At 74.6% G+C, this 25,557-nt stretch carries 25 protein-coding genes; 3 read left to right on the plus strand and 22 right to left on the minus strand.

Annotated features, from left to right (window positions below):
• Nucleotides 1-390 precede the first annotated feature (390 nt).
• The 8 genes from dapB to HLA93_RS07655 form a co-directional block, all read right to left on the minus strand.
• On the minus strand, nt 391-1,200 hold the full coding sequence (dapB, locus tag HLA93_RS07620; RefSeq protein WP_222193809.1) for a 4-hydroxy-tetrahydrodipicolinate reductase: 810 nt from the start codon (nt 1,198-1,200) through the stop codon (nt 391-393).
• Nucleotides 1,201-1,257: 57 nt separating this feature from the next.
• Complete coding sequence (locus HLA93_RS07625) at nt 1,258-1,638, minus strand: VanZ family protein (RefSeq protein ID WP_222193810.1); 381 nt, start codon at nt 1,636-1,638, stop codon at nt 1,258-1,260.
• A gap of 7 nt (nt 1,639-1,645) precedes the next feature.
• Nucleotides 1,646-3,022 (minus strand): M16 family metallopeptidase, encoded by a 1,377-nt coding sequence (locus tag HLA93_RS07630; RefSeq protein ID WP_222193811.1) that lies wholly within the window; start codon nt 3,020-3,022, stop codon nt 1,646-1,648.
• Complete coding sequence (locus HLA93_RS07635) at nt 3,019-5,280, minus strand: polyribonucleotide nucleotidyltransferase (RefSeq protein WP_222193812.1); 2,262 nt, start codon at nt 5,278-5,280, stop codon at nt 3,019-3,021. Before HLA93_RS07635 ends, HLA93_RS07630 begins: the two co-directional genes overlap by 4 nt.
• 256 nt (nt 5,281-5,536) lie before the next feature.
• Complete coding sequence (rpsO, locus tag HLA93_RS07640) at nt 5,537-5,806, minus strand: 30S ribosomal protein S15 (protein ID WP_029339129.1); 270 nt, start codon at nt 5,804-5,806, stop codon at nt 5,537-5,539.
• A 226-nt stretch (nt 5,807-6,032) separates the two neighbouring features.
• Nucleotides 6,033-7,004 carry a bifunctional riboflavin kinase/FAD synthetase gene (locus HLA93_RS07645; protein WP_222193813.1) on the minus strand — a complete coding sequence of 324 codons (972 nt, stop codon included), beginning with the start codon at nt 7,002-7,004 and terminating at the stop codon, nt 6,033-6,035.
• Between the two features lie 37 nt (nt 7,005-7,041).
• On the minus strand, nt 7,042-8,190 hold the full coding sequence (locus HLA93_RS07650) for a branched-chain amino acid aminotransferase (RefSeq protein ID WP_222193814.1): 1,149 nt from the start codon (nt 8,188-8,190) through the stop codon (nt 7,042-7,044).
• Between the two features lie 195 nt (nt 8,191-8,385).
• The gene (locus HLA93_RS07655; protein WP_222193815.1) at nt 8,386-8,712 is read right to left on the minus strand and encodes an antibiotic biosynthesis monooxygenase family protein; all 327 of its coding nucleotides are present in this window, start codon (nt 8,710-8,712) and stop codon (nt 8,386-8,388) included.
• 60 nt (nt 8,713-8,772) lie between these two features.
• Between HLA93_RS07655 and larB the strand changes: the two genes are divergently transcribed.
• Entirely contained in the window at nt 8,773-9,471 is a 699-nt protein-coding gene (larB, locus tag HLA93_RS07660) for a nickel pincer cofactor biosynthesis protein LarB (protein WP_222193816.1), read from the plus strand.
• On the opposite strand, the gene larE is transcribed toward larB, so the two are convergent.
• The 11 genes from larE to rimP all read right to left on the minus strand — a co-directional run bounded on the left by larE (nt 9,462) and on the right by rimP (nt 20,248).
• Nucleotides 9,462-10,295: an ATP-dependent sacrificial sulfur transferase LarE gene (gene larE, locus HLA93_RS07665; protein ID WP_222193817.1), complete on the minus strand. Its 834-nt coding sequence runs from the start codon at nt 10,293-10,295 to the stop codon at nt 9,462-9,464. The two genes, larB and larE, sit on opposite strands and share 10 nt — an antisense overlap.
• A 21-nt stretch (nt 10,296-10,316) precedes the next feature.
• Nucleotides 10,317-11,237: a tRNA pseudouridine(55) synthase TruB gene (truB, locus tag HLA93_RS07670; protein WP_222193818.1), complete on the minus strand. Its 921-nt coding sequence runs from the start codon at nt 11,235-11,237 to the stop codon at nt 10,317-10,319.
• Nucleotides 11,234-12,583 (minus strand): MATE family efflux transporter, encoded by a 1,350-nt coding sequence (locus HLA93_RS07675; RefSeq protein WP_308128001.1) that lies wholly within the window; start codon nt 12,581-12,583, stop codon nt 11,234-11,236. Before HLA93_RS07675 ends, truB begins: the two co-directional genes overlap by 4 nt.
• Nucleotides 12,580-13,596: a DHH family phosphoesterase gene (locus tag HLA93_RS07680; protein WP_308128002.1), complete on the minus strand. Its 1,017-nt coding sequence runs from the start codon at nt 13,594-13,596 to the stop codon at nt 12,580-12,582. The genes HLA93_RS07675 and HLA93_RS07680 overlap by 4 nt, the downstream gene beginning before the upstream one ends.
• A 1-nt stretch (nt 13,597) precedes the next feature.
• The gene (locus HLA93_RS07685) at nt 13,598-13,849 is read right to left on the minus strand and encodes a hypothetical protein (protein ID WP_222193819.1); all 252 of its coding nucleotides are present in this window, start codon (nt 13,847-13,849) and stop codon (nt 13,598-13,600) included.
• Complete coding sequence (gene rbfA, locus HLA93_RS07690; RefSeq protein WP_222193820.1) at nt 13,846-14,352, minus strand: 30S ribosome-binding factor RbfA; 507 nt, start codon at nt 14,350-14,352, stop codon at nt 13,846-13,848. Before rbfA ends, HLA93_RS07685 begins: the two co-directional genes overlap by 4 nt.
• A gap of 85 nt (nt 14,353-14,437) precedes the next feature.
• Entirely contained in the window at nt 14,438-14,788 is a 351-nt protein-coding gene (locus HLA93_RS07695) for a DUF503 domain-containing protein (RefSeq protein WP_308128003.1), read from the minus strand.
• A 40-nt stretch (nt 14,789-14,828) separates the two neighbouring features.
• Nucleotides 14,829-17,867, minus strand: a complete 3,039-nt coding sequence (gene infB / locus HLA93_RS20840; RefSeq protein ID WP_222193821.1) for a translation initiation factor IF-2 — start codon at nt 17,865-17,867, stop codon at nt 14,829-14,831.
• Between the two features lie 61 nt (nt 17,868-17,928).
• On the minus strand, nt 17,929-18,321 hold the full coding sequence (locus HLA93_RS07705; protein ID WP_222193822.1) for a YlxR family protein: 393 nt from the start codon (nt 18,319-18,321) through the stop codon (nt 17,929-17,931).
• An 8-nt stretch (nt 18,322-18,329) separates the two neighbouring features.
• Entirely contained in the window at nt 18,330-19,451 is a 1,122-nt protein-coding gene (nusA, locus tag HLA93_RS07710) for a transcription termination factor NusA (protein WP_222193823.1), read from the minus strand.
• Entirely contained in the window at nt 19,448-20,248 is an 801-nt protein-coding gene (gene rimP, locus HLA93_RS07715) for a ribosome maturation factor RimP (RefSeq protein WP_222193824.1), read from the minus strand. The genes nusA and rimP overlap by 4 nt, the downstream gene beginning before the upstream one ends.
• A 203-nt stretch (nt 20,249-20,451) precedes the next feature.
• On the opposite strand from rimP, the gene HLA93_RS07720 reads away from it, so the two are divergent.
• Nucleotides 20,452-20,946, plus strand: coding sequence for a hypothetical protein (locus HLA93_RS07720; RefSeq protein WP_222193825.1), 495 nt, complete (start codon nt 20,452-20,454; stop codon nt 20,944-20,946).
• Nucleotides 20,947-20,979: 33 nt separating this feature from the next.
• The gene (locus HLA93_RS07725) at nt 20,980-21,453 is read left to right on the plus strand and encodes a ferritin-like domain-containing protein (protein ID WP_222193826.1); all 474 of its coding nucleotides are present in this window, start codon (nt 20,980-20,982) and stop codon (nt 21,451-21,453) included.
• 46 nt (nt 21,454-21,499) lie between these two features.
• Here HLA93_RS07725 and HLA93_RS07730 read toward each other — a convergent pair whose 3' ends face one another.
• The 3 genes from HLA93_RS07730 to ispG all read right to left on the minus strand — a co-directional run bounded on the left by HLA93_RS07730 (nt 21,500) and on the right by ispG (nt 25,542).
• The gene (locus HLA93_RS07730; RefSeq protein WP_308128004.1) at nt 21,500-23,425 is read right to left on the minus strand and encodes a penicillin-binding transpeptidase domain-containing protein; all 1,926 of its coding nucleotides are present in this window, start codon (nt 23,423-23,425) and stop codon (nt 21,500-21,502) included.
• A gap of 73 nt (nt 23,426-23,498) precedes the next feature.
• On the minus strand, nt 23,499-24,350 hold the full coding sequence (locus tag HLA93_RS07735) for a GNAT family N-acetyltransferase (RefSeq protein WP_222193827.1): 852 nt from the start codon (nt 24,348-24,350) through the stop codon (nt 23,499-23,501).
• A 37-nt stretch (nt 24,351-24,387) separates the two neighbouring features.
• A complete protein-coding gene (gene ispG, locus HLA93_RS07740) occupies nt 24,388-25,542 on the minus strand; it encodes a flavodoxin-dependent (E)-4-hydroxy-3-methylbut-2-enyl-diphosphate synthase (RefSeq protein ID WP_222193828.1) in 1,155 nt (384 codons plus the stop codon).
• Nucleotides 25,543-25,557 lie beyond the last annotated feature (15 nt).

The following is a 25,557-nucleotide window of genomic DNA, read 5'->3' on the forward strand; positions in this document are numbered from 1 at the left end:
GCAGTGCCCAGGGATTTGTTACTTGGCACTGACTTTCGGCACGCTGTTGAGTTCTCAAGGAGCGGACGCGCACGAACCCCGACCAATTTCTTGGCCTTCGTTCGAGGCGGCTTGTCCTACAGTACGCCGTGCACGGCTCGCTGTCACACCCTGGGGTCTGACCTCGCGGCTCCCGGCCCTTCCGGCCCGGTCTCGCTCGGCGCAGAGAGAAAGTTACGTGGCCGGACCGGGCTCGTCAAACCGCCTCGGGTCGATCCGGGGCCCCAACGGCCCTCACGGGACCGTTGCCACGGCGAAACCGCAGGTCAGCGTCGTCCGGCGTGCGTCCGGATGTGAGGCAGGTCGCTCCCCGCGGCCCCTCGTCGACGGTCCGGAGCAGAGATCAGCCGCTCACAACCCGAGCAACGACTCGATGCCCACGGTCAGACCGGGGCGCTTGCCGATCTCCCGGACCGCCAGCAGCACGCCGGGCATGAAGGAGGCCCGGTCGTAGGAGTCGTGCCGGAGGGTCAGGGTCTCCCCTGCCGCCCCCATGAGGACCTCCTGGTGGGCGACCAGTCCGGTGAGCCGGACGGCGTGCACGGGGACTCCCTCCACGTCGGCACCCCGGGCCCCGGGCAGCGAGTCGGACTCCCGGGTGGCGTCCGGGGCGGCGGGCACGCCGGCGGCCCGGCGAGCGGCGGCGACGAGGCGGGCCGTGCGGGCCGCGGTGCCCGAGGGTGCGTCGACCTTCCCGGGGTGGTGCAGCTCCACGATCTCCACGGAGGGGAAGAAGCGCGCAGCCTCCTGGGCGAAGCGCATCAGGAGCACCGCACCGATGCCGAAGTTCGGCGCGATGAGCACGCCCACCTCGGGCTTGGGCTCCAGCCACTCCGCGATCGTGGCCAGCCGCGCCTCGTCGAAGCCCGTCGTCCCGACCACGCAGTGGATGTTCTGGTCGATGCAGAAGCGGATGTTGTCCATGACCGAGTCCGGTCGGGTGAAGTCCACGACCACCTGGGCGCCGGCGTCGGCGACGTTGAACAGCCAGTCACGCTCGTCGACCATGGCGACGAGCTCCAGGTCGTCGGCGGCGTCGACCGCGCGGCAGACCTCGGTGCCCATCCGGCCGCGGGCCCCGAGCACCCCCACCGAGATGAGCGGTGCGTCGCCGGAGCTGGCGGAGATGGGCTGGAGGTCGCTGGCCGGCGGAGTGCTCATGCGGCGATGCTCACCAACCGGGGGCCCGGACGCAAGACGGCTCCCGGTCGGTGCCGGTCAACGAGCGCGCATCGCCCGACGACGGGCCAGCAGGTCCCACAGCAGCAGTCCGAGCAGCACTCCGACCACGTCAGCCAGCCAGTCCGCCACCGACGTCGACCGGTTGAGCAGGTCCAGCGACTGGAGCAGCTCGCTGAGCGCGGCGTAGACCACCAGCAGCCCGGCGAGCACCCCGCGCCGCACCCCCGCCCACCGGCCGGTGAGCGAGAGCGCGGCGAACAACAGCAGGTGCACGACCTTGTCGACCCCGGGCGGGGCCGACGGCACGTCCGACGCCGGGGCGAACAGCACCGCCAGCGACACCAGCACCGCCACGGCGAACGCGCCGCGGGCCAGGGCACCGTGCTCGGCGAAGGACGAGGTCGTGGGCTCGGTCACGTGGTCCTCAGGCGGCGAGCAGCCGGTCGAGGTCGCGCTCGCGGTAGGGCCCCACGACGGCCAGACAGGTGGGGCGGGTGAACAGGTCGGCGGCGACCGCACGCACCTGGCCCTCGTCCACCGCGTCCAGCCGGTCGAGGACGGTGCGCACCGGCAGGTACTCCCCGTAGGACAGCTCGCTCTTGCCGAGCCGGCTCATCCGGGAGCCGGTGTCCTCCAGGCCGAGCACCATGCCGCCCTTGAGCTGACCGCGCGCCCGAGCGACCTCCTCGGCGGTGAGCCCGCTTGCGGCCACCTCCGCCAGCCCGGCGCGGACCAGCCGCAGCACCTCGGGCACCCGCTTGGGAGAGCAGCCGGCGTAGACCGAGAAGCTGCCCGTGCCGGCGTAGTGGGTCAGCGATGAACCGACGCTGTAGACCAGCCCGCGCTTCTCCCGGATCTCCTGGAACAGCCGTGAGCTCATCCCGCCCCCGACCGCGGCGTCCAGGACGGCGGCTGCGTACCGGCGCTCGTCCAGACGCCCCATGCCGAGGCTGCCCAGCAGCAGGTGGGTCTGCTCGGTCCGCCGGTGGATCAGCCCCGACGGACGCGCCGGCCCGGCGAGGACGACGTCCTCCCCCCGCCGCAACGGGTCCGGCCGGGCTGCCCCGGCGAGCCGATCACCGAAGGCCGCCGTCACCAGGTCGAGCACCTGCTGGTGGTCGACCCGTCCCGCGGCCGAGACCACGATCGAGGGCACCGCGTAGCGCTCGCGGTACCAGCCGTCGACGTCCTCGCGGGTGAGCGCTTCGATCGAGGCCACGGTGCCCAGCACCGACCGGCCGAGCGGGGTGTCCCCGAACAGCGTCTCGGCGTACAGGTCGTGGACGGCGTCGGCGGGCTCGTCGTCGCGCATGGCGATCTCCTCGAGCACCACCGTGCGCTCGGACTCCAGGTCCGGGGCGGTGTTGAGCGCCTCGGTGACCAGGTCACCCAGCAGCGTCACGGCCAGCGGCAGGTCACTGGCGAGCACGTTCGCGTAGTAGCAGGTGTGCTCCTTGGCGGTGAAGGCGTTCATCTCACCGCCGACGGCGTCCATCGCCGTGGCGATCTCCAGCGCCGTCCGGCTGCGCGTCCCCTTGAACAGCAGGTGTTCGAGGAAGTGCGAGGAACCACCCAGCTCCGGGCTCTCGTCCCGGGACCCGACGCCCACCCAGATGCCCAGGGTCGCCGACAGCACCCCGGGCATGGTCTCGGTGAGCACCCGCAGGCCACCGGGCAGCTCCGTGCGCTCCACCCGTCCGCCGACCTCGTCGACGTCCAGCACCTGCGTGAGACCGGCCGGGGCCGGGACGGACGCCGCAGCGCCCGTCCCGGCCCCGGTCAGGTCGTTCCTCGTGGTCACGCCTCCGCGGGGGCGGCGTCGTCGGCCGGAGCCGCGTCACCGGCGGCAGCGGCGTCGCCCTCGACGACCGGCACGAGGCTGATCTTGCCGCGGGCGTCGATGTCGGTGATCTCCACCTGGAGCTTGTCACCGACGTTCGCGACGTCCTCGACCTTGGCGATCCGCTTGCCGCCACCGAGCTTGCTGATGTGCACCAGGCCGTCGCGGCCGGGCAGCAGCGAGACGAAGGCACCGAAGGCGGTCGTCTTCACCACGGTGCCGAGGAACCGCTCGCCGACCTTGGGCAGCGTCGGGTTGGCGATCGCGTTGATCCGGTCGACCGCGGCCTGGGCCGAGGGGCCGTCGGAGGCGCCGACGTAGATGGTGCCGTCGTCCTCGATGGTGATGTCGGCGCCGGTCTCGTCCTGGATCGCGTTGATCATCTGCCCCTTCGGGCCGATGACCGCGCCGATCTTGTCGACCGGGATGCGCACCGTGGTCACCCGCGGGGCGTACGGGCTCATCTCGTCGGGGCCGTCGATCGCCTCGAGCATGACGTCGAGGATGTGCAGCCGGGCCGCGCGGGCCTGGGTCAGCGCACCGGCGAGGACGTCGGAGGGGATGCCGTCGAGCTTCGTGTCCAGCTGGAGGGCCGTGACGAAGTCCTTGGTGCCGGCGACCTTGAAGTCCATGTCACCGAAGGCGTCCTCGGCGCCGAGGATGTCGGTCAGCGCGACGTACTCCGTCTTGCCGTCGACCTCGTCGGAGACCAGGCCCATGGCGATGCCGGCCACCGGGGCCTTCAGCGGCACGCCGGCGTTGAGCAGCGCCAGCGTCGAGGCGCAGACCGAGCCCATCGAGGTGGAGCCGTTGGACCCGAGGGCCTCGGAGACCTGGCGGATCGCGTAGGGGAACTCCTCGCGGTCCGGCAGCACGGGCAGCAGCGCCCGCTCGGCCAGCGCGCCGTGGCCGATCTCGCGGCGCTTGGGCGAGCCCACGCGGCCGGTCTCACCGGTGGAGTAGGGCGGGAAGTTGTAGTTGTGCATGTACCGCTTGCGGGTGACCGGGTTCAGCGTGTCCAGCTGCTGCTCCATGCGGAGCATGTTCAGCGTGGTGACGCCCAGGATCTGGGTCTCACCGCGCTCGAACAGCGCCGAGCCGTGCACCCGGGGCAGCACCTCGACCTCGGCCGACAGCGGTCGGATGTCGGTGAGACCACGGCCGTCGATGCGGACCTTGTCGCGCAGGATGCGCTGCCGGACGACCTTCTTGGTGACCGCGCGGAAGGCCCCGGAGATCTCCTTCTCGCGGCCCTCGAACTGGCCGGCCAGCGCGGCCTTGACCTCGTCCTTGAGCGCGTCGGTGGCCTCCTCGCGCTCCTGCTTGCCGGCGATGGCCTGGGCCACGGCGAGCTTCTCGGCGGCCTGGGCCTCGACGGCGGCGTAGACGTCGTCCTGGTAGTCCAGGAAGCGGGGGAAGTGCGCCTCGGGCTTGGCGGCCTTGCCGGCGAGCTCGGACTGCGCCTGGCACAGCGCCTTGATGAACGGCTTGGCGGCCTCGAGGCCCTGCGCCACGACCTCCTCGGTCGGGGCGGTGGCCCCGCCGGCGACCAGCTCGACGGTCTTCTCGGTGGCCTCGGCCTCGACCATCATGATCGCGACGTCACCGTCGGGCAGGACCCGGCCGGCCACGACCATGTCGAAGACGGCGTCCTCGAGCTCGGCGTGGGTCGGGAAGCCGACCCACTGGCCGTTGATCAGCGCCACCCGGGTGCCGCCGATCGGGCCGGAGAACGGCAGGCCGGACAGCTGGGTGGAGGCCGACGCACCGTTGATGGCGAGCACGTCGTACAGGTGGTCGGGGTCCAGCGACAGGACCGTGATGACGACCTGGACCTCGTTGCGCAGCCCCTTGGCGAAGGTCGGGCGCAACGGACGGTCGATCAGCCGGCAGGTGAGGATGGCGTCCTCGGAGGGGCGGCCCTCGCGGCGGAAGAACGAGCCGGGGATCTTCCCGAGCGAGTACATCCGCTCCTCGACGTCGACCGTCAGCGGGAAGAAGTCGAACTGCTCCTTGGGCTGACGGCCGGCCGTGGTGGCCGACAGCAGCGTGGTGTCGCCCATGGTCGCGACGACGGAGCCGGCGGCCTGCTTGGCGAGGCGGCCGGTCTCGAAGGTGACGGTGCGGGAGCCGAGGGCCCCGTTGTCGATCACCGCGGTGGCGGTGAAGACGCCGTCCTCGGCGTCGAAGTCGGTGGTGTCTGTGCTGGGTGCGGACATCGTGTCCTCTTCCTACGTCGCATACGGCGACGTCCTCTTCGCGGCGTTCTGCGCCGACGGCGTCCGGGGCGACCGGTCTTCGATCGAAGCCCTCGGGGGTGCGGGTCCTGCGGTCAGGCTCGCTGCGTCCCGGGGGCCACTACCGAGGACCGGTCCACGCGGGGCGTGGCGGCGGGTCGGCCGGTGGGCCCGTGCGGCGGGTGCCGCACGAGTGAGGGGACCGTCCCGGCGTGCGGGAGCGGTCCCCTCGGTGGTGCTAGCGGCGCAGGCCGAGCCGCTCGATGAGCGAGCGGTACCGGTTGATGTCGGTCTTGGCCAGGTAGTTCAGCAGCCGCCGGCGACGGCCGACCAGCAGGAGCAGGCCCCGCCGGCTGTGGTGGTCGTGCTTGTGCATCTTGAGGTGCTCGGTCAGGTCGCTGATCCGTCGGGTCAGCATCGCGACCTGCACCTCGGGGGAACCGGTGTCGTTCTCGACCGTCGCGTACTCGGTCATGATCTGCTTCTTCGTCGCGCTCTCCAGCGCCATGGTGCCTCCAGGGCAGGTCACGTGTGGCCCCCGGTCTGTGTCACGGGGGCAGCATGCACACACGTCGGTCGCCCGACGTCAGGTCAAGGTTACACAGGCGTGCCCGGGAGGCGGCGCCGAGACCGCGCACCGGCGCCCGTCCTGCCGATGCGGAGTGGGGGCGCCGCAGCGGCTCGACGCCTCCGGCGGACGGCACCGGCCGCGTTGCGGGGGTCAGGCTCGCCGGTCACAGCCCGAGGACGGCGCGGGTGCGGGCGACGTCGTCGGCCATGGCGACCAGCAGCTCCGGGACGCCGGGGAAGGAGACCATCGGCCGCAGCCGCTCCACGAACTCGACGCCCACGTGCTCGCCGTAGAGGTCGCCGTCGAAGTCCAGCAGGTGTGCCTCCACCGTGCGCCGCGCGCCGGCGAACGTGGGGTTGCTGCCGACCGAGATCGCCGCCGGGTGCCTGGCGCGGCTGGCCCCGGTGTGGTCCCGGAGCACGAGGGCGCCGGCGTAGACACCGTCGGCCGGGACCGCGGTGTGCGCGGGGCTCTCCACGTTGGCGGTCGGGTAGCCCAGCTCGCGGCCGCGCCGGTCACCGCGCACGACGATCCCGTCGACCCGGTGCGGCCGGCCCAGGGCGAGCGCGGCCGAGGTCATGTCGCCGGCCGCCACGCAGGCGCGGATGTAGGTGGAGGAGATGGTGACCTCGCCGTCGCCGGTGAGGTCGGGCGCCGACCCGACGCTGGTCAGGTCCACCCCCTCCACGCCGAAGCCGAAGCGGCGCCCCTCGGCGGTCAGCGTCTCGACCGTGCCGGCCGCCTTGTGCCCGTAGGTGAAGTTGCGCCCGACCACCACCTGGGCGGCGTGCAGGTGCTCGACCAGCACGGCGTGGGTGAACTCCCCCGGCGCCAGCCGGCTGAACTCCGGGGTGAACGGCAGCACGCACATCGCGTCGACGCCGAGCGCCGCGACCAATTCGGCCTTGCGGTCGGGTGAGGTGAGGATGGCCGGGTGCGAGCCGGGGCGGACCACCTCGGAGGGGTGCGGGTCGAAGGTGAGCAGCAGCGCGGGCCGGCCCAGCGCCCGGGCCCGCGCCACCGCCGTGCCGATCAGGTGCTGGTGCCCGCGGTGCACGCCGTCGTACATGCCGACCGTGACCACGGTGCGTCCCAGGTCCGGTGGCGTCGCCTCCAGGCCGCGCCAGCGCAGCACGCCGCTCCCCTCCCCCGCCGACCGTCGCGAGCTGCGCTCAGGAACCGGACTCGACGCGGTGCAGCCAGCCGTGGCCGTCGGCCACCCGGCCGTGCTGCACGTCGAGCAGGTGCTCGCGCAGCTGCATCGTCAGCGGACCCGGGGTGCCGTCGCCCACGACGAAGTCACCGGTACGGGCCTTGACCGTGCCGACCGGGGTGATCACCGCCGCGGTACCGCAGGCGAAGGTCTCGGTGATCGAGCCGTCGGCCACGCCGGCGCGCCACTCGTCGACGGTGAACTTCCGCTCGGTGACCCGGTGGCCGAGCTCGCGGGCCACGGTGATCAGCGACTCGCGGGTGATGCCGGGCAGCAGCGTGCCGGTCAGCTCGGGGGTGACCAGCTCGGCGTCGGCGCCGGAGCCGAGGACGAAGAACAGGTTCATCCCGCCCATCTCCTCGACGTACCGCTTCTCGGTCGCGTCGAGCCAGACGACCTGATCACAGCCGGCGGCGATCGCCTGCTCCTGCGCGAGGAGGCTGGCGGCGTAGTTGCCGGCGCACTTGACGTCGCCGGTGCCACCGGGGGCGGCCCGGATGTAGTCCTCGGAGAGGTACACCGACACCGGCTGCACGCCGCGCGGGAAGTAGGCACCGGCGGGGCTGGCGATCACGATGAACAGGTACTCGTGGGCCGGCCGGACCCCGAGGAAGGGCTCGACGGCCAGCATGTACGGCCGGATGTACAGCGTCTGGTCCGGCCCGGTGGGCACCCAGTCGCGGTCGGTGTCGACCAGGGCGTCGACGGCGGTCAGGAAGGCGTCGGCCGGCACCTGGGGCATGGCCAGCCGGGCGGCGCTGCGGGCGAAGCGGGCGGCGTTCGACTCCGGCCGGAAGGTGGCCACGCTGCCGTCGGGCTGGGCGTAGGCCTTGAGGCCCTCGAAGATCGACTGCGCGTAGTGCAGGGCCGCCGCGCTGGGGTCCAGCTGCAGGGGCGCGTACCGGGTCAGCCGCGCATCGACCCAGCCGGCGCCGACCTGGTACCGGGCCACGAACATCGAGTCGGTGAAGTACCGGCCGAAGCCCGGGTCGGCGAGCTGCTCGGCCCGCTCGGTGGCCGACCGACGCGGCACGTCCTCCACGACCAGCGGCACGCCCTCGGTGAAGAACCGGGAGGAGGTACGGCTGGGGCTGAGCGTGTCGGTCATGGCTCCCACCTGCTGGTGCGTGTGCTGGAGCGTCGCCCGGCGGTTGCCAGGCCCGCCCGGTCACCCTAGCCCGGCGCTCCCGGGCACCGGCACGTGCGGACCGGACGAGCCGGTGGGCCCACCGTGGTGCGGCCGGACCAGCCGCTGCCCGCGCCGTCGTCGCCGGGTGCGGCGACGACGGCGCGGGCCGCTGGCTCAGCTGCCCTTGGGGGCCGCGGACTCGACGACCTCGTAGCTCCACACGTGCTGCTGCGAGCGCTCGGCGGCCGGGGCCAGGGTGTCGCCCCCGCCGTCGTGCGCGCGGTCGAAGTCCTGGCTGGACTGCCAGGACTCGTAGGCCTCCTCGCTGGTCCACCGGGTGTAGACGAGGTAGGCATCGGTGCCCGCCACCGGCCGCAGCAGCTCGAACCACTCGAAGCCCGGGGTCGTCTCCACCGCACCGGCCCGGCCCTTGAACCGCTCCTCGAACCGGGCGCGCTTGTCCTCGGGCATGGTCACGACGTTGATCTTCACGACGCTCATGCACCGCATCCTGCCCAAGGACGCGCCCGGTGACACGGCGGGTCCGCCAGACTGGGTGGTGTGAGGGACGAGCCGCGCACCGCTGACATCGGCCCACGCACCGCTGACATCGGATTCGCCCGGCTGGACCCGGACCGGGCGGCCCGCACCGGCACGCCGGAGGTGGTCTTCGCCGGCGGCAAGACCCCGGCCCAGACGGTCGGCTGCCTGGCCGGCCTGCTGGACGCCGGGGTGCCGCTGGCCTGGGCCACCCGCGTCGACGAGCCGACCGCCGCCGCGGTGCGCGAACGGTGGCCGGACGCGCACGTCGACCCGGCGGCCCGGGTGGTCTGGGTGGGCACTCCCCCAGCCCCGGTCGGTGAGGTGCTGGTGCTCACCGCCGGGACGTCGGACGACGCGGTCGCCGCCGAGGTCGCCGCGACGCTGACCGCCAGCGGGGTGGGCTGCCGGCGGGTGGACGACGTCGGGGTGGCCGGCGTGCACCGGGTGCTCGCCGTGGCCCCCGACCTCGCCGCGGCCGACGCGGTCGTGGTGGTCGCCGGGATGGACGGCGCCCTGCCCAGCGTGGTCGCCGGGCTGACCGACCGGCTGGTGGTGGCCGTGCCGACCTCGGTGGGCTACGGCGCGGCCTTCGACGGTCTGGCCGCGCTGCTGACCATGCTCACCGCCTGCGCCCCGGGCGTGCTGGTGGTCAACATCGACAACGGCTTCGGCGCCGGTGTCGCCGCCGCCCGCATCGTGCGCTCGGCTCAGCGGTAGCGCACCGGATCGGGCAGCAGCTCGTTCATCGAGCCGGAGCGGAAGCCGCGCGGGTCCAGCTCGACCCGGGCGAACCCGGTCACCGCGGCCAGCAGCTCGGGCCCGACCAGCGGCACCAGCGCGGCGTCCACCTCGACCCGGGCGACGTCCTCGCCGAGGTCCCGGACCCGCAGGTCGCGCACCGCGTGACCCGCACCGGTCAACGCCGCCCGCAACGCCGCCTCGGCGGCCTCGACCCGGGCCAGGCCCGCCGCCGACACCGGCACCCCGTAGGCGATCCGGCTGGCCAGGCAGGCCGCGGCGGGTTTGTCCGCCAGCGGCAGCCCCCACGACCGCGCAGCGGCCCGGACGTCGTCCTTGGTCATCCCGGCCCGGGCCAGCGGTGCCCAGGCCCCCCGCTCGGCGGCGGCCCGGATGCCGGGGCGGAAACCGGCCCGCAGGTCGTCGGCGTTGGTGCCGGTGACCACGTCGGCGATGCCCAGCTTGGCTGCCAGCGGGGTGAGCACCTCGACCAGCTCGGTCTTGCAGAAGGCGCACCGGTTCCCGGCGTTGGCCACGTAACCGGGACGGGACAGCTCGTCGGTGCTCGGCTGCTCGTGCCGCACGCCCAGCCCGATCGCGAACTCGTGCGCCGCGCTCCGCTCAGCCGCCGGCAGGCTCGGGGAGACGGCGGTGGCCGCCACGACCCGGTCGGCGCCCAGCGCCCGCACCGCCGCCGCCAGCACCACCCCGGAGTCCACCCCACCGGAGAAGGCGACCAGCACCGCGGGGACGGCGGCCAGCTCGGCGTCCAGCAGGGCCAGCCGGTGCTCCAGTGCGCTCACCCTCCGCAGGGTGCCACCGGGTCAGCCGGCCGGGAAGCCGACCGCGACCCTGGCCAGCGGGCCGGCGTCCTCGACGAGTGCGACCAGCCGGCCGTCCGGGGCGATCGCGGCGTGCAGCCCGGGGGCACCGGTGGCCGGCACCCGCTGGCCGTACCCGAGCGCCACGGCCTCCTCGGCGGTGAGCTCGCGGGCCGGGAACACCGCCCGTGCGGCGTCGGCCAGCCCCAGCACGCCCGGGCCGGCACCGTCGGCGGACAGCGCGCCCGCGGCCTCCTCGACCGGCCGGGCCGCGCCGGTGGCGAACGGCCCGGAGGAGGTGCGCCGCAGGGCGACCAGGTGGCCGCCCACGCCGAGGGCTGCGCCGACGTCCCGGGCGATCGCCCGGATGTAGGTGCCGGTGCTGCAGCGGACGGTCACGTCCACGTCGACGAGGTCAGCGGTGGGCCGGGCGACCCGGTGGACGTCGATCGAGTGGACGGTCACCGACCGGGCGGCCAGCTCGAACTCCTCACCGGCCCGCACCCGGTCGTAGGAACGCCGGCCGTCGACCTTCACCGCGCTCACCGACGAGGGCACCTGCTGCAACGGGCCGACCTGGGTGGCCAGCGCCGCCCGCACGGCTTCCTCGGTGACCCCGCCGGCCGACGCGGTGGCGGTGACGTCGCCCTCCCGGTCGTCGGTGACGGTGGACTGACCCAGCCGGATCGTGGCGTCGTAGGTCTTGTCCGACCCCGAGAGGTGGCCGAGCAGCCGGGTGGCGGCACCGACACCGAGGACCAGCAGCCCGGTGGCCATCGGGTCGAGCGTCCCCGCGTGGCCGACCTTGCGCACCGACAGCACCCGGCGGGCCCGCGCCACGACGTCGTGGGACGTCATCCCGCCGGGCTTGTCGACCAGCAGCAGGGACGGCGGGACGTCGGCGTCGGGCTTCTTCGGGCTCACGCCGACACGCTCTCACCCAGCCACGCGCTCCCCCGCACCCGCACGCCCACGGCGACCAGCCGCAGCACGATGAACAGGGTGAGACCGGACCAGACACCGGCCAGCCCCCAGTCCAGCCAGCCCGACAGCAGCGACAGCGGCACGAAGCCCAGCAGCGCCGCGGCGAGGGTCACGGTGCGCAGCCAGGCGACGTCGCCGGCGCCCATGAGCACCCCGTCCAGGGCGAACACCACGCCGGCCAGCGGCTGCATCAGGGCCAGGAACCACCAGACCAGCCCGGCCTGGGCCAGCACCGCCGGGTCGTCGGTGAACAGCCCGGGCAGCACCGGGCGCAGCGCCACCAGCAGCACCGCGACCAGCAGCCCGGTGCCCAGCCCCCAGCGGACCACCCGGGCGGCGGTGGCCCGGGCGTCGTCCGGCCGGCCGGCGCCCAGCGCGGTACCGACCAGCGTCTGCGCGGCGATGGCGTAGGCGTCCAGCACCAGGGCGAGGAACAGCCACAGCTGCAGGGCGATCTGGTGGGCGCCCAGCTGCGCGGTACCCGACCGCGCCACCACCGCGGCCGCGGCGGCGAAGGAGAGCTGGAGGACGGCGGCGCGCAGCAGCAGGTCCCGGCCCAGCACCAGCTGGGCGCGCAGCGCCGCGGGCCGGGGACGCCAGGGCACGCGCGTGCGCGCCAGCTCGCGGGCCAGCGCCCGCACGAACAGCGCCGCCGAGACGGCCTGCCCGACGACGTTGGCCACCGCGGAACCGACCAGCCCCAGCCCGGCGACGTGTACCAGCAGCGGGCAGAGCACCAGGCTGACCAGGCTGCCGGCCAGCACGTACCCCATGGGGCGGCGCAGCTCCTGGACCCCGCGGAGCCAGCCGTTGCCGGCCAGCGCGACCAGCAGCAGCGGCAGCCCCGGACTCGCCACCCGCAGCCACTCCTCGGCGGCGTCGGCGACCGGCCCCGCGCCGCCGGCCAGCAGCCGGGTGAGCGGCCCGGCGACCACCTGGAAGACGACGGCGAGCAGCCCGCCCAGGGCCAGCGCCAGCCAGGTCGCCTGCACCCCCTCGCCGACCGCGCCGGCCCGGTCGCCGGCCCCCGCCCGGCGCGCCGCGCGCGCGGTGGTGCCGTAGGCGAGGAAGTTCAGCAGCGCGGCGACGTAGGCCAGCAGCCCGCCACCGACGGCCAGGCCGCCGAGGCTGACGGTGCCGAGGTTGCCGACCACCGCGGTGTCCACCAGCAGGTAGAGCGGCTCGGCGGCCAGCACCACGAGCGCCGGTGCAGCCAGCGCCGGGATCGACGGCCGCGCGGGCACGGCCGGCCCGCCGCCCTGCCGTCCGGGGGACGGCGTCGTCACAGCCCGCGGGCCAGCTCCATGCGGAGCTCGTCCATCGTGCCCGGCAGGTCGTGGGCCGAGGTGTACCCGGCCGCGGCCCGGTGCCCGCCCCCGCCCAGGGCCATGGCGACCCGGGAGACGTCGGTGGCCCCGCGCGAGCGCATCGAGACCACCCACGAACCGTCGTCCTGCCCCTTCAGGACGCAGGCGACGTCGGCCTCGGCGGTGGCACGGACGACGTCCACCAGGGCCTCGAGCTGGTCGGGGGCGAGCCCGTGCTCGCGGGCCTCCGCACCCGTGGACCAGGTCCAGACCACGCCGGCGCCCACCTCGGGCTCCAGCACGGCCCGACCGGTGACGACGGAGAGCAGCCCCAGCCACCCGAACGGCGCGGTGTCGAACAGCCGCCGGCTGATCGCTGCGTGGTCGATCCCGGTGCGCAGCAGCCGGGCGGCCAGCTCGTGGGTGCCCGGTGAGGTGTTGCCGAACCGGAACGACCCGGTGTCGGCAGCCAGCCCGGCGTAGAGGCAGGTCGCCAGCTGCTGGTCCAGCTCGACGTCCAGCTGCTCGAGCAGGTCGGCGACCAGCACCACCGTCGCGGCGGCCTGCGGGTCGACCAGCCGGACCGCACCGAAGCCGGGGTTGCTGGCGTGGTGGTCGACGACGACCGAGCGCCCGGCCGACCCCAGCAGCGGGGCCAGGCAGCCCAGCCGGCCCGGCGAGGCGGCGTCCAGGCTGACGAACAGGTCCACCTGCGCCGGCAGGGCGGCCGGGTCGACCAGCTCAGCGGCGCCGGGCAGCCAGCCCAGGGAGGAGGGCAGCGTGAACGGCTCGGGGAACGTGGCCAGCACCCGCGCGCCGCACCGGCGCAGCCCCTCGGCCAGGGCCAGGGTGCTGCCGAGGGCGTCCGCGTCGGGCTGGACGTGCCCGGACAGCACCACGGTGGCCCCGGCCCGCGCTGCCCCGGCCAGCGCCTGCACCGCGTCGTCGCGCGCGGCCAGCAGCGGACCGGAGGAGATCGAGGCGGTGGTCACCTCAGCTCGGTTCCTCGGGGCCGGGGTCGGCGTGCGGGACGGCGTTGCTCTCCTCGCCGACCGAGCCGCCGCCCACGGCGTAGTGCGAGCCGTCGTCGGGCTCGTCGGCAGCGATGCTGTCGGTCGTCCCGATGTCGCCGGTCTTGCCCCCGGCGGTGGGGTCACCGTCGGCGGGCTCGTCCCGGCCGCCGAAACCGACGCCCGGGTCGGCGGCCGGGTCCGCGTACGGATCGGGGTCGACGGCGCCGGTCACCGGGCGCTCCGCTCGGTGGTGGGGGCGTCGGCGGGGTCGGTCAGCTCGGCCGCGTCGTCGTCCTCGTCCAGCTCGTCCTCGTCGACGGCGGGCTTCCGGTACGGGTCGGCGTCCCCGGCGTACTGGGCGCCCTCCCGGCTGCGGGCCAGCTCGGCGTCGGCGTGCCGGACGCGCTCGAGCGCCTCCTCCAGCTCGCGGGCCGTGTCGGGCACGGCGTCGGCGACGAAGGTCAGCGTCGGCACGAACTTGATGCCGGTCTGCTTGCCGACGGTCGAACGCAGCACCCCGGTGGCGCTGGCCAGGGCCCGCGCGGACTCCTCGACCTGGAGCGCGTCGCCGTAGACGGTGTAGAACACCGTCGCCTCCCGCAGGTCACTGGTGACCCGTGAGTCGGTGATGGTGACCATCCCGAGGCGGGGGTCCTTGATCTGCGTCTCGATCGTGGCGGAGACGATCTGGCGGATGCGCACCGCCAGCCGGCGTGCGCGGGCCGGGTCAGCCATCGGTCCTCCTCGAGTGTGGATGGAACGGCCCCTCGCAGGGGCCCGTCGCGAGCCTGCGAGCGATGGTGGCGAGGGGGTCCTTCGGTCAATCGGTGTCGCTGGTCAGCTGCCGGTGTGTCGACAGCAGGGTCACCTCCGGCCGCTCGGCCAGCAACCGCTCACAGGCGTCGAGGACGTCGGTCACCTGGCTGGCCACACCCGCCACCGTGGCGACCCCGACCTGCGCACGACGGTGCAGGTCGGGGTCGCCCACCTCGGCGGCGGCCACGGCGAAGCGGCGCCGTAGCTCGGCCACGATCGGCCGGACCACGGCACGCTTCTCCTTGAGCGAGTGGACGTCACCGAGCAGCAGGTCGGCGGCGAGCGTGCCAGTGAACACGCCCACCGCCTCCTTGGTGCTCAGTGCCGGCTCGGCTCCCTCGCTGGGCCCCGTCACCCGCGAGCGGGTGACGGGGCCCAGCCGAGAGCGTCCTTCGTCAGGCGCGCGGCTTCTCGCGCAGCTCGAAGGTCTGGATGACGTCCTCGGGCTTGATGTCGTTGAACGACCCCAGCCCGATGCCGCACTCGTAGCCCTCGCGGACCTCGGTCGCGTCGTCCTTGAAGCGACGCAGCGACTCGACGGTCAGGTTGTCCGCGACCACGGCGCCGTCCCGGATGAGACGGGCCTTGGAGTTGCGGACGATCGTCCCGCTGCGGACCAGCGAGCCGGCGACGTTGCCGATCTTCGGGACGCGGAAGACCTCGCGGACCTCCGCCGTGCCCAGCTGGACCTCTTCGTACTCGGGCTTGAGCATGCCCTTGAGCGCGGACTCGATCTCCTCGATGGCCTGGTAGATGACCGTGTAGTACCGGACGTCCACGCCCTCGCGGGTGGCCAGCTCGGTGGCCTGGCCCTCGGCCCGGACGTTGAAGCCCAGGACGATGACGTCGTCGGCCAGCGCCAGGTCGATGTCGCTCTTGGTGATCCCACCGACGCCGCGGTGGATGACCCGCAGCGAGATGTCGTCGCTCACCTCGATCTTCATCAGCGCCTCTTCGAGCGCCTCGACGGTGCCCGAGTTGTCGCCCTTGATGATCAGGTTGAGCTGACGGGTCTCCTTGAGCGCCGCGTCGAGGTCCTCCAGGCTGATCCGCTTCCGCATCGACGCGTTCTGCGCGTTGCGGATCCGGGCCTGACGGCGGTCGGCGATCTGCCGGGCGATCCGGTCCTCCTCGACGACGAGGAAGGTGTCACCGGCACGCGGCACGGAGGTCAGGCCGACGACCTGGACCGGACGGGCCGGCAGGGCCTCCTTGAGCTTGTTGCCGTGCTCATCGAGCAGCGACCGGACGCGACCGTAGGCGTCGCCGGCCACGATCGAGTCGCCCTGGCGCAGGATGCCGCGCTGGACCAGCACCGTGGCGACGGGGCCACGGCCCTTGTCCAGCTTGCCCTCGATGACCACACCCTGCGGGTCCTGGCCCACGTTGGCGCGCAGGTCGAGGGAGGCGTCGGCGGTCAGCAGGATCGAGGTCAGCAGGTCGTCGAGGCCCTGACGGGTGGTCGCGGAGACGTCGACGAACATCGTGTCGCCGCCGTACTCCTCGGCCACCAGCCCGTACTCGGTGAGCTGCTGACGGATCTTGGCGGGGTTGGCCCCCTCCTTGTCGATCTTGTTGACCGCGACCACGATCGGCACCTCGGCGGCCTGGGCGTGGTTGAGCGCCTCGACCGTCTGCGGCATGACACCGTCGTCGGCGGCCACGACCAGGACGACGATGTCGGTGACCTTCGCGCCGCGGGCACGCATCGCGGTGAACGACTCGTGACCCGGGGTGTCGATGAAGGTGACCGGACGCTCGTTGCCCTCCAGCTCGGTGACGATCTGGTAGGCGCCGATGTGCTGGGTGATCCCACCGGCCTCCTTGCCCGCCACGTTGGCGTGCCGGAGCGCGTCCAGGAGCTTGGTCTTCCCGTGGTCGACGTGGCCCATGACGGTGACGACCGGCGGACGGATGCCCCAGTCGTCCTCGTCGTCGCTCTCCTCGTCGCCGAAGGTGAGGTCGAAGGTGTCGAGGAGCTCGCGGTCCTCGTCCTCCGGGCTGACGACCTGGATGACCCAGCCGATCTCGGCACCCAGCAGCTGCAGGGTGTCGTCGTTGACCGACTGCGTCGCGGTGATCATCTCGCCCAGGTGGAACAGGGCGGTGACCAGCGCGGCCGGCTCGGCGTTGATCCGCTCGGCCAGGTCGGTCAGCGAGGCGCCACGGGGCAGCCGGACGGTCTGCCCGTTGCCGCGGGGCAGCGAGACGCCGCCCATGCTCGGCGCCGCCATGGAGTCGAACTCCTGACGCCGCTGCTTCTTGCTCTTGCGTCCACGGACCGGGCCGCGACCACCCGGACGCCCGAAGGCACCCGCGGTGCCGGCACCCGAACCACCGCGACCGCGGCCACGGCCACCGCCGCCGCCACCGGGACGGAAACCACCGGCCGGTGCACCGCCGCCGCCACCGGGGCCACCGCCGCCGGGACGGAAGCCGCCGCCACCACCGGGACCACCCGGACGGCCACGGCCGCCGGGGCCACCGGGACCACCGGCGCGACCGCCACCGGCGGGGCGCGGCGGCATCATGCCGGGGCTCGGACGCTGCGGCATCATGCCGGGGTTGGGCCGGGGCCCACCCGGGCCGGCGGCCGGACGGGGCCCACCGGGACCGGACGCCGGACGCGGACCACCGGCACCGGGACCCGGACGGGCGCCGCCCGGAGCCGGACGCGGCCCACCGGGGCCGGCCTGGTTGCCCGGACCTGCCTGGCCGGGAGCGCCGCCGGGACGCGGGCCGGGGGCCCCGCCGGGACGCGGGCCGGGGGCACCGGGCCGCGGAGCGCTGCTGAAGGGGTTGTTCCCCGGACGCGGAGCCGGGCGGGGGCCGGGTCGCGGACCCGGTCCTGCCGGACGCGGGGCACCCGGGGTGGCGCCGCCCTGGGCGGGTGCACCGCTGGGGGCACCACCGGGACGCGCGCCGGGGGCAGCCGGGGCGGCCGGCGGCTGCTGGGTGGGGGCACTGGCCGCCGGTGCCTGCGGAGCCGGCCGCGGCGCGGGCCGGGGACCGGGACGCGGGCCGGGGGACGCCGGGCGGTCGGGCGCCGACGCCTGGGCCGGAGCCGGCGTCGTGTCCTGGACCGGAGCCGGGGCAGCCGGCGCCTGGGGCGCCGGGGTCTGCGGAGCGTCCGGTGCTGCCGGAGCCGGTGCTGCCGGAGCCGGTGCTGCCGGAGCCTGGGCTGCCGGAGCGGTCGGACGCGGGGCGGGAGCGGACGGACGCGGGCCGGGGCGGGCGCCGGAGGCACCGTTGCCGCGGCCGCTGGGGGCGCCGTCACCGGGGAACGCCTCGCGGAGCCGTCGGGCCACCGGGGCCTCGACGGTGGAGGACGCGGACTTCACGAACTCGCCCTGCTCCTTGAGCTTGGCGAGCACTGTCTTGCTGTCGATGCCGAGCTCTTTCGCGAGCTCGTGTACGCGGGCCTTGCCTGGCACGGGTCTCCTCTTGGTGAGGCCGGCGGCTGGCCCGCTCGACCTCTAGATCAGTGGTACATGGTCATCGTGACGACTTCACAGGTGGCTCATCCGAGGACGTCCTGCTCTCGACGTGCGGACCGGCCGGGTGCTGGTCCGACTGTGTGGTGACATCTCTCGTGCGTCCGTCCGGGGAGCGTTCCGCCGGATCGGTGACCGACCGTCGGACGTGCTCCTCGATCGGACCGGTCTCCAGCATGGTGCTGCAGCGCAGCGCCCGCGGGAAGGCCCGACGCCGAACTGCTGCCTGCAAGCACTCCGTCGTGGGGTGCAGGGACGCACCCCGGCCGGGGAACCGCCGCCGCGGGTCGGGGGTCAGCTCCCCGTCCCGGACGACGACACGCAGCAGATCGGTGACCGGTGCGCGGCCCCGGCACCCCACACAGGTGCGCACCGGGATCGACGAGTCGGCCATCGGTGAGTCTAGCGCGCCGCGGGGCCGGGATGTTCCGCCCGGCGAGCGGGCGGCCGGTGACCTGCCTGCGGGCCGCGGGCACCCGGTCGCTGTCCCTGCAGACCGGGCCGCAACGGCGCCCGTCCGACGCCGGGGGACGCGGCCGCGTCGTCGGCCGGCTGGGCGTCGCTGCGGATGTCGATCCGGCAGCCGGTGAGCCGGGCGGCCAGGCGGGCGTTCTGCCCCTCCTTGCCGATGGCCAGCGACAGCTGGTAGTCGGGCACCACGACCTGGACGGCGCGGGCCGCCGCGTCGACCACCCGCGCGCTGCTGACCCGGGCCGGGGACAGCGCCGAGGCGACGAACGTGGCGTCGTCGTCCGACCAGTCGACGATGTCGATCTTCTCGCCGTGCAGCTCGCTCATCACGTTGCGCACCCGCTGGCCCATCGGCCCGATGCACGAGCCCTTGGCGTTCAGCCCCGGGACGCTGGTGCGGACGGCGATCTTCGAGCGGTGTCCGGCCTCGCGGGCCACCGCGACGATCTCCACGCTGCCGTCGGCCACCTCGGGGGCCTCCAGCGCGAACAGCTTGCGCACCAGGTTGGGGTGGGTGCGCGACAGCGTCACCTGCGGGCCGCGGAACGTGCGCGCGACCGAGACGACGTAGGCCTTCAGCCGGCTGCCGTGCTCGTAGCGCTCGCCGGGCACCTGCTCGGACTGCGGGAGCTGGGCCTCCACCTTGCCGATGTCGACCAGCACGAAGCCCTGGTTGTTGCGGCGTTCGTGCGCCTGCACGATGCCGCTGACGATGTCGCCCTCCGTGCCGGCGTACTCCCCGAAGGTCTGCTCGTTCTCCGCGTCCCGCAGCCGCTGCACGATCACCTGCTTGGCCGTGCTGGCCGCGATCCGGCCGAAGTCGGAGGGGGTGTCGTCCCACTCGTGCACGACCTCGCCGTCCGGGCCCAGCTCCTGGGCCAGGACGGCGACCTCGCCGCTCTTGCGGTCGATCTGCACGCGGACGTGCTTGGCCGCCCCGTCGGCGTGCCGGTAGGCCGTCACCAGGGCGGTCTCGATCGCGTGGAGCACCGTGTCCGCCGGGATGCCCTTCTCCCGCTCGACCGCCTTGAGCGCGGTCACGTCGATGTTCACTTCTTGCCTCCTCGTCGCGACCGGGCGTCCCGCGGCGCGCGACCCGGGGCCGGTCGCCCGGGCCTCCCGCTCGCGTCGGCCGTGCTGGTCCCGGTCGGGTGGTGCTCGTCGTCCTGCATGTCGTCGGTGTCCTGCGTGTCGCCGGTCCCGTCGTCGTCCGCGTCGTCGTCGAGGTCGTCCTCGAGGTCGTCGTCGTCCTCGTCGTCACCGGGGTCGTCGCCCCCGGCCAGGTCGACCAGTGCGGCGTCCCGGTGCCCGGCCGGGCGGGTGAACTCCACCTGCACCCGCGCCTCGCCCAGCTCCGCCCAGCCCACGGTGCGCTCCCCCGCGGCCCTGGGCAGCTGGCCCTTCTTGGTGCCGCCCTTCTGCACGGCCAGCACCACCCCGTCGTCCTCGACCCGCACCACCCGGCCGGTCAGCTGCTCCCGGGCAGCGGCCGGGCCCACGGCCACCGTGACCAGCCGGCCGACGTTGCGCCGCCAGTGCCGTGGCAGGGTCAGCGGACGGTCGACCCCGGGGCTGGTGACCTCCAGGACGTAGGGCGACCGGCCCAGCGCCTCGTCCTCGGCGTCCAGGACCTCCGACAGCGCGCGGCTGAGCTCGGCGACGTCGTCGAGGCTCACGCCCTCGTCCCGGTCGACGACGACCCGCACCACCGACCGCTGGCCGGCCGGGCGGACCACGAGCTCCTCCAGGTCGTAGCCGGCGGCGGTGACCGCCGGCTCGACCCAGCCGGTCAGCTTCACGGTGACCGGGTCGGCGGCGGGGCCGTCGGTGTGTGCGCCTCGCGTGGACACCGGCTGCCTCCTGTTGTGTGTGCGCCGCTCGCGCCGGACGACGGTCCGGTGGGCCACCGGGCGGCCCCGTCCGGGCCCCGGCGTGCTGCGGGTGGACCTCAGGCTACCGCCCGCACCTCCAGCACCACCGGTCCCGCAGGTCGGCCGGGCCCATCGGTGCGTTCGACGGGCACGGCGGCCCACGGCTGCCAGGATGGACGGCGATGTCCGTACCCCTGTCCTCACCGTTGCACGCGGCCACCTTCAGCCGGCGCAGCCTGCTGGCCGCCGCCCTCGCCGGCACCGCACTGGTGGCCGCGGGGTGCACCGACAGCTCCGGGGACGCCGCCGATGCGGTCACCCCCGCGCAGGTCGACCAGCTCGCGGCCGCCGTGGCCGTCCAGGAGCAGCTGGTGTCCGCCTACGACCGGGCCCTGACCGCCGACCCGGCCCTGGCCGGCACCGTCACGGTGCTGGCCGACCAGGCCCGCGCCCAGCTGGAGCGGATCCGCGCGGCGGCACCGGGCGGGGCCGCCTCGACCGCGGCCGGCACGTCGGCCGCACCGGACCCGGCCGGGGTCCGGGCGTGGCTGCGGACCCGGGTGTCCACGGCGGCGGCGGCGCACGCCGCTGCCGCCCCGGAGTTCACCGGGGGCCGGGCCGCGCTGCTGGGCAGCATCGCCGCCGGGCTCCGCGGGCAGGAGGCACAGCTGGCATGAGCGCGCACGCCAACAGGACGGGACGGGACGGCGATGGCTGACCAGGGCAGCACCACCTCCGGCTCGGCGACGGCGGCCGAGGACGCCGCGCTGCAGGAGGCCCTGGCCGCCGCACACACCGCCATCTGGGGCTATGGCGTCGTCGGCGCGGCGCTGCCGGTGGAGGCCCGCGAGCCGGTGGTCGCCGCCGAGCTGGCCCACCAGGACCTGCGCGAGCAGCTGACCACGCTGCTGACCTCGCGCCGGGTGGAGCCGGTGGCCGACGAGGGCGGCTACCGGTTGCCGTTCCCGGTGCTCTCCCCGGTCGACGCCGCGGCGCTCGCGGTCACCCTGGAGGAGGGCGCGGCCACCGCGTGGACCTGGGTGCTCGACCAGGCCACCGAACGCAGCACCCGGGAGCTGGCCGTGACCGCGCTCACCGCCACGGAGCTGCGGACCGTCGGCTGGCGCGCCCAGGCCGGCGTCACCCCGGCGACCACCGCCTTCCCCGGCCTCCCCGCGACCTGAGTCCCGAGGTCCCACCGCGCGGGCGGCGGGACCTCGGGACGGGTCGTCAGAGGGCGCCGAGGAACGCGTCGGCGACCGCCACGGCAGCGCTGCTGGACTGGCCGGCCTCCACCAGGACGGCGAAGGCCAGGTCGCCCTGTGGGCCGCCGAGCTGGTAGCCCATGAACCAGCCGTGCGAGTCCGGCGGGGTGTTGGTGCCGAACTCGGCGGTGCCGGTCTTGCCGTACACCTCACCCCGGTCGGAGAGGGCCGAGGCCGTGCCGCTGAGCACCACCTGGCGCATCATCGGCCGCAGCTGGTCCAGCACCGCCTGACCGGGGCCGGCCGGCGCGGCGCCCGCGGCGTCGGCCCCCACCACCTCGACCGGCGCCGCCGGCGTGCCGCTGGCGATGCCGGCGGCGACCAGGGCCAGCTGGGCGGGGCTCATCAGCACCTGGCCCTGGCCGATGGCGTCGGCGGCCTTCGTGGTCCCGGTGCTCGTGGTCGGCACCTCACCGCTGAAGACGCCCACCGGCAGCTGCCAGTCGGCACCGACGCCGTAGGAGGCGGCCGCGGCGTTCAGCGCGTCGTCGGGCAGGCCCATCGCCTGCTGGATGAACGTGGTGTTGCAGGACTGGGCGAACGCCTCGGCGAAGGGCACCGTGCCCAGGTCGAACTGGTCCTCGTTCTCGAACTCCCGGCCCTCGACGACCGTCGTCCCGGGGCAGGGCACCGCGGTGTCGGGGGTGACCGCACCGGCGGAGAGCAGCGCGGTCGCCGTCATCGTCTTCATGCTGGAGCCGGGCGGGTACTGCCCGGACAGCGCGTTCGACGGGTTGGCGGCCTCGTTCGAGCTCACCGCCAGCAGCTCGCCGGTGCCCGGCCGCACCACGACCAGGTGGCTGGCCAGCGGCTGGCCGGCCACCGCGGCGTCCGCGGCGTTCTGCACCGCCGGCAGGAGCGGCGTCTGCACCGGAGTGCCGGGCACGGGGTCGACGGTGGCGACGACCCGGCCGGCGTCGGAGAGGCTCTCGTCGGTGCTGGCCACCGCGACGGTGAAGCCCGGGGTGCCGGTCAGCTGCTCCTGGTGGGCGCGCTGCAGGCCGGACAGGCCCAGCCGGTCACCGGCGGCGTAGACCTGCTCGCCGTCCTCCCCCGCGGTCTCCTCCAGCACCTCGGCGGTGGCCTCCCCCACCCGTCCGAGCAGGGCCGCACCGAAGCGGGCGGTCGGCGCCAGCAGCCGGCTGCTGGTCGGGAAGACCGCGCCGGGCAGGTCGTAGACCTGGGCGCGGATGGCCTCGAAGTCCGGCCGACGCAGCGTGATCACCGGCACGAACTGCCCGGCCGGGGCGGCCTGCACGTCGGCGGTGATCTGCTCGGCGGAGACCCCGGTCGCGGCGGCCAGCCCGGCGGCCAGCGCCGGCAGGTCGGTCACCTGCGCCGGATCGACCCCCACGTTGACCACCTCGGTCTCGGTGAACAGCGGCGCCCCGGTGCCGTCGGTGATCGGCGCCCGCTCGGGCAGCGACCGGCTCACCACCAGGTGCTGCCCCTCCCCCAGTTCCGGGTGCACCGCCGTCGGCTCGGCGACGACCTGCCAGCCGTCGTCGCCCTCGCGCAGCTCCAGCGCGGCGTCGTACGTCCAGTCCGGCGCGGCCGCGAGGTCCCAGGTGGCCTGCCAGTCGACCGTGGCGGCGCCGTCCGCCACCTGCACGTCCCCGAGCTCGGCGGCCAGCGAGGCGTCCGGCAGGTCGGTCGCGGTCTGCTCCAGCAGCGCGGTGGCGGCCGCCGGGTCGGTGGTGCGGTCGGCGGCAGCCGCGGTCTCACCACCGGACCAGTCGTCCAGGAAGGCCTGCGCGGCCGCCCGCACGTCGTCGGTGGGGTCGCTGGAGCAGCCGGCCAGCAACGGGACGAGCAGGACGACGGCCGCCCCGCCCACCGCCGTCAGCCGGCGCGCCGTCGTGCCACTGCTGGTCAGCTCTCGGCTTCGCACTCCCCCACCCTGGCAGATGACCGGTGCCGATCCGGAAGTGCACGCCGCAGCAGCCCCTCCCGCCCCAGCGCGACTAGAAGAGGACGGAGGCGTACGTGCCGACCTGCCGGAAGCCGACCCGCTCGTAGGCCGCCCGGGCGGCCGCGTTGTAGTCGTTGACGTAGAGGCTGACCACCGGGGCGATCGCCGTCCGGGCGTACTCGACGACGGCGGCCGTGCCCCGCTGGCCGATGCCCTGTCCCCGGTGCCGCGGGGCCACCCACACGCCCTGCAGCTGGCACGCCGCCCGGGACACCGCGCCGACGTCGGCCTTGAACAGCACCTCGCCGTCCTCGATCCAGGCCAGCGCCTGACCAGCCCGCACCAGCTCGGCGACCCGCGCGCGGTAGCCGGCACCGCCGTCGGACCGCAGCGGGCTGACCCCGACCTCCTCGGTGAACATGGCGACCGCGGCGGGCAGCAGGGTGTCCAGCTCCCCGAGGCCGACCGGGCGCACCCCGGGCTCGGCCGTCACGGCCGGGGGCCCCTCGATCGCCAGCAGGGGCTGCCGGGCCCGCACCTCACGGGCCGGCCCCCAGGACGGCGCGAGCAGCTCCCACAGCGGCAGCACCGAGGCTGCCGGGCCGACGATGGTCGAGCAGCGCCGTCCGGCCCGGCGGGCCAGCTCGGCGAAGGCGGTGGCCGCCGCCGGTTCACAGCCCGGCCGGGCGAACGGGATCAGGTTGGCCCCGGCCAGGCAGACCGCGTCCAGGCGGCGGCCGGAGTGCAGACCCCACAGCGGGGCGCCCAGCGAGCCGGGCGCCGTCCCGTACGTCTCGATCCGGCCGGCGAGCATGCACGCCCCGACCGGGTCACCGGCCAGCAGCTCGGTGACCGCGGCCTCGTCCCCGGCGTCCAGCACCCGGGCAGGCGACGACCGCAGCACACGCACCACGTCCCCGGTCGGCCGGCTCAGCAGCCGGTCAGGAGACGGTGACGACCGGCGGGCCCGACGGCGTGCCGTCGGCGACCTGCGCCTCGGCGATCCGCATGGCCTCCTCGATCAGCGTCTCGACGATCAGCGACTCGGGCACGGTCTTGACCACCTCGCCCTTGACGAAGATCTGGCCCTTGCCGTTGCCGGAGGCCACCCCCAGGTCGGCCTCGCGGGCCTCGCCCGGGCCGTTGACGACGCAGCCCATGACCGCCACCCGCAGCGGCACCTCCATGCCCTCCAGGCCGGCGGTGACCTCGTTGGCGAGCTTGTAGACGTCGACCTGGGCGCGGCCGCACGAGGGGCAGCTGACGATCTCCAGGCCGCGCTGACGCAGGTTCAGCGACTCCAGGATCTGGTTGCCGACCTTGACCTCCTCGGCCGGCGGGGCGGAGAGGGAGACCCGGATCGTGTCGCCGATGCCCTGGGACAGCAGTGCCCCGAAGGCGACGGCCGACTTGATCGTGCCCTGGAAGGCCGGGCCGGCCTCGGTCACGCCGAGGTGCAGCGGGTAGTCGCACTGGGCGGCCAGCAGCTCGTAGGCGCGCACCATGACCACCGGGTCGTTGTGCTTGACCGAGATCTTGATGTCACGGAAGTCGTGCTCCTCGAACAGCGAGCACTCCCACAGGGCGGACTCGACGAGGGCCTCCGGGGTGGCCTTGCCGTACTTGGCCAGCAGCCGGCGGTCCAGCGAGCCGGCGTTGACGCCGATCCGGATCGGGGTGCCGGCGTCCTTGGCCGCCTTGGCGATCTCGCCGACCTTGTCGTCGAACTTCTTGATGTTGCCCGGGTTCACCCGGACGGCGGCGCAGCCGGCGTCGATCGCGGCGAAGACGTACCGCGGCTGGAAGTGGATGTCGGCGATCACCGGGATCTGCGACTTCTTGGCGATGATCGGCAGCGCCTCGGCGTCGTCGGTGTCCGGGACGGCGACGCGGACGATCTGGCAGCCGGAGGCGGTGAGCTCGGCGATCTGCTGCAGCGTGGCGTTGATGTCGGCGGTCTTCGTGGTGCACATCGACTGCACGCTGACCGGGGAGTCGCTGCCGACGCCGACGCCGCCGACGTCGAGCTGGCGGGTCTTCCGGCGCGGGGCCAGGACGGGCGGCGGAGAGGCGGGCATGCCCAGCGAGACGGTCACGAGAAGTCAGTCTCC

The organism is Modestobacter italicus (assembly GCF_019799965.1).
GTDB lineage: Bacteria > Actinomycetota > Actinomycetes > Mycobacteriales > Geodermatophilaceae > Modestobacter > Modestobacter italicus_A.

What these genes read in the sequence shown, in the direction of transcription:
- HLA93_RS07720 (WP_222193825.1), top strand. Translation starts at nt 20,452, where the DNA reads ATGTCCGTACCCCTGTCCTCACCGTTGCACGCGGCCACCTTCAGCCGG.
- HLA93_RS07655 (WP_222193815.1), bottom strand. Translation starts at nt 8,712, where the DNA reads ATGAGCGTCGTGAAGATCAACGTCGTGACCATGCCCGAGGACAAGCGC.
- HLA93_RS07705 (WP_222193822.1), bottom strand. Translation starts at nt 18,321, where the DNA reads ATGGCCGACTCGTCGATCCCGGTGCGCACCTGTGTGGGGTGCCGGGGC.
- HLA93_RS07635 (WP_222193812.1), bottom strand. Translation starts at nt 5,280, where the DNA reads ATGTCCGCACCCAGCACAGACACCACCGACTTCGACGCCGAGGACGGC.
- dapB (WP_222193809.1), bottom strand. Translation starts at nt 1,200, where the DNA reads ATGAGCACTCCGCCGGCCAGCGACCTCCAGCCCATCTCCGCCAGCTCC.
- rbfA (WP_222193820.1), bottom strand. Translation starts at nt 14,352, where the DNA reads ATGGCTGACCCGGCCCGCGCACGCCGGCTGGCGGTGCGCATCCGCCAG.
- HLA93_RS07650 (WP_222193814.1), bottom strand. Translation starts at nt 8,190, where the DNA reads ATGACCGACACGCTCAGCCCCAGCCGTACCTCCTCCCGGTTCTTCACC.
- rpsO (WP_029339129.1), bottom strand. Translation starts at nt 5,806, where the DNA reads ATGGCGCTGGAGAGCGCGACGAAGAAGCAGATCATGACCGAGTACGCG.
- HLA93_RS07725 (WP_222193826.1), top strand. Translation starts at nt 20,980, where the DNA reads ATGGCTGACCAGGGCAGCACCACCTCCGGCTCGGCGACGGCGGCCGAG.